This is a genomic window from Streptomyces globisporus (assembly GCF_003501885.1).
Lineage (GTDB): Bacteria > Actinomycetota > Actinomycetes > Streptomycetales > Streptomycetaceae > Streptomyces > Streptomyces globisporus_D.
This window is the reverse complement of sequence record NZ_QWFA01000348.1, coordinates 1-2,710: the sequence shown is the minus strand read 5'-3', so window position 1 is coordinate 2,710 and position 2,710 is coordinate 1. Positions and strand designations below refer to the sequence as shown.

Genomic DNA, 2,710 nt, shown 5'->3' with positions numbered 1-2,710 from the left:
GCCCCCGGCACACCCGCCGCCGCACCCTGGGCCCCCGCCCCCTGGGTCCCGCCGTCCGAGACCGAGCAGCTCCTCCACGAGGCCGCCCTGCGCGGCGACGTACGGGGCCAACTGGCCGCGCTGGCCGGGACCGAGCTGTACATCCCGGCCCCGCGCGCCGAGGTGGACGCCGACCCGGACACCGTGATGTGGCGGCGGCACGTCGACCCGGCGGGCTTCGTCTGCCGGCCGCTCCTCACCCGGGGCATGCTGCCCGCCTGGCACCCGGACTGGGTCTTCCGCGGGGTCTCGCTGCGGTGGGTCGCCGAGTTCGGCTGGTCCGATCCGCAGGTGTGGCTGGGCGTCAACGTGGGAACGCCCGGTCAGTTGCTGCTGCCCACCGCTCCGCCCGACCTGGCGCTGTGGCAGCGGGCGTACGCGGAGAACGACCGGGCCTCCGCCAACCGCCTCGTCGCCCTGCGGCACGGCGCGCTGCACGGCCCCCTGGCGTACGGGCTGGCCTGCGGGGCGCATCTGGCGATCAGGAACGCCGTGCCGTGGAACGAGGTCGGCACCGTGTACCGCGAGTACGTCGACGAGCGCGAGCAGCTCCGCGACTCCTGGGGCATCACCGGCCCCGAGGGGTGGCGCAGGCAGCTGGACTTCCTGCTGGACGCGACCAACAGCCCGCCGGAACCGGACTTCGCGCTGCGCGTACGCGAGCAGCTGGCGGCGGCGATCGGCGAGCTGCCGTCGGCCGATATGTGGCGGGAGACCGCCGCCGGGCACGCCCAGGACCTCGGGGCGGACGCGAGCACGGTCAGGGGCATCGAGGATCTGGTGCGCCGGATCATGCGCTACGAGGCCCGGTTCCGCGCGGACGGGCTGCTTCCGCCGGACGGCCGGGTACGCACGACGGTCGCGTACGACTACGGGCGGGCGGTGAACCTGGCGCGCTGGGGGCTGTCGGCGCGGTTCTGCGGCCCGGCCGACGCGGAGGCGGCGATCGTGTACGCCGGGGCGCTGAGCAAGTCGGCCCACCGCTCGTGGGAGGAGTTCTCCGCGGGGTACGCGCTGGGGCGGGTGCTGCGGTTCGACGAGGAGGAGTACGGGCCGTTCTACGAACAGAACCTCCTCGCCCACCGTCTGCTGACGGAGAGCGAGGGCAGTCCGTGGAAGCACATCCCATGGCGGTGAGCCCCGGCGAACCCGCCGGTCAGCCGCCGGTCAGCCGCCGGGGAGCAGATGGCGGTAGCTGTCCGGGTTCTCCACCAGGAACTGGGCGAAGCTCTGCGCCGGGCGCCCGGTGAGCGTGGGCACCGCGTCGGAGACGGCGGCGAGTTCGCCGTTGGCGATGGCCTCGTACGAGGTGACCCAGCCGGCCACCTCCCAGTCCTCTGCCCCGTAGCCGGCCCGGGAGGCGTAGGCCTCCTCCCGGGTCTCGGGGACGTAGACGACGGGCCGCCCGGTGACGCGGCTCAGCTCGTCGGCCGCCTCGGCGAGGGTGAACGCCTCGGGCCCGGTGAGGTCGTAGACCCGGTCGTCGTGGTCCGTACCCTCGTCCAGCAGCACGGCCGCCGCCGCGTCGGCGATGTCCTCGTGGGCGACGGCCGCCACCCGCCCGTCGCCGCCGGGGCCGCGCAGGACGCCGTCGGTCCCGGTCATCGCGGGCAGCCCCGCAAGGTACCAGTTGTCCCGCAGGAAGGTGTGGCGGATCTCGGCCGTACGGATGTGGGCCTCGGTGTCCCAGTGGTCGCGGGCGAAGGTGAACGTGGCTTCGGGCGCCGCCCCTTGGAAGGAGACGTACACGATCCGCTCCACCCCCACCGCCACGGCGGCGTCGATCGCGGTGGTGTGCTCGTGGACCCGGCGGGGGCTTTCGTGGGCGGAGACCAGGAAGAGGGTGTGGGCGCCGTCGAGGGCCCGGCGCATGGCCTCCCCGTCGCCGTAGGGGGCGGCGGGCGCATGGTCGGCGCCGGGCACGTCGGGCAGCCGGGCGGGGTCGCGGCCGAGGAGCCGTACGGGGACGCCGGTCCGGGCCAGCCGTCGGGCGACCCGGCCGCCGACCGCTCCGCTCGCTCCGGTCACTGCGGTGAGGGGGCCGATCACTGGGGTTCGTCTTCCTCTCGTCGGTCGTGGTACCAGTCGTCAAGGCGCCGCACCTCGACGACCGCGCTCACGGGGAGCGGTCCGTACAGGTGCGGGAACTTCTCGCCGCCGGGCTTCATCGCCTCGAACCGGACGGGGTCGGCGAGACGGTCCGGGTCGACGACCAGGACCACGAGGTCCTGGTCGTCGCCTCCATACAGCATCCGGACCACACCGGGGAGTTGGTGGGGCAGCGAGAGGTGGATGAAGCCCTCCTCCTGGAGGGTGCGGCCGCGGGTGGACATCTCGTACGTCCCTGTCCCCCGGGCCGCCTCCCACAGAGGCGCTTCGGCGAGGTGCAGCAGCGGTTCGGTCATCGAACCACGCTAACGGGCACTGCTTCGTGCCGGTCAGTAGGTGCGGCGACGCGCCCTGCGCGTGGCCACGAGGACCGTGCCGCCGGCGGCCACCAGCGCTGCCGCGATGGCCCCGATGATCCATTCGCCGCCCCGGGAGCCGGTGTCGGGCAGCTCACCCGGGTGGCTCGGCGAGTGCGTGGGGTGCGGCGAGTGGTGGGTGGGGGTCGGCGTCGGGGTCGGCTCGGTGGGGGTCGCGGTCGGGTCGGTGGGGGACGGAGCGGGGT

General features: G+C 74.4%; 4 protein-coding genes. 1 reads left to right on the top strand and 3 read right to left on the bottom strand.

The genetic code is table 11. The features are described 5' to 3' along the window. Positions 1-1,176: DUF1266 domain-containing protein (locus D3105_RS33295; RefSeq protein ID WP_133305744.1), on the top strand; the 1,176-nt coding region annotated here is incomplete at its 5' end. A 30-nt stretch (positions 1,177-1,206) separates the two neighbouring features. Here the strand turns inward: D3105_RS33295 and D3105_RS33290 are convergent. The 3 genes from D3105_RS33290 to D3105_RS33280 all read right to left on the bottom strand — a co-directional run. Beyond that, positions 1,207-2,088, bottom strand: a complete 882-nt coding sequence (locus D3105_RS33290; RefSeq protein WP_118906540.1) for an SDR family oxidoreductase — start codon at positions 2,086-2,088, stop codon at positions 1,207-1,209. Then, positions 2,085-2,444 (bottom strand): DUF952 domain-containing protein, encoded by a 360-nt coding sequence (locus D3105_RS33285; RefSeq protein WP_118906539.1) that lies wholly within the window; start codon positions 2,442-2,444, stop codon positions 2,085-2,087. The genes D3105_RS33290 and D3105_RS33285 overlap by 4 nt, the downstream gene beginning before the upstream one ends. A 33-nt stretch (positions 2,445-2,477) precedes the next feature. Continuing rightward, positions 2,478-2,710 (bottom strand): LPXTG cell wall anchor domain-containing protein (locus tag D3105_RS33280; RefSeq protein WP_118906538.1); only part of this gene is annotated, 233 nt, incomplete at its 5' end.

Bases quoted from the DNA above. Each gene is read 5' to 3' on its own strand.
- D3105_RS33285 (WP_118906539.1), bottom strand. From the start codon at position 2,444: ATGACCGAACCGCTGCTGCACCTCGCCGAAGCGCCTCTGTGGGAGGCG.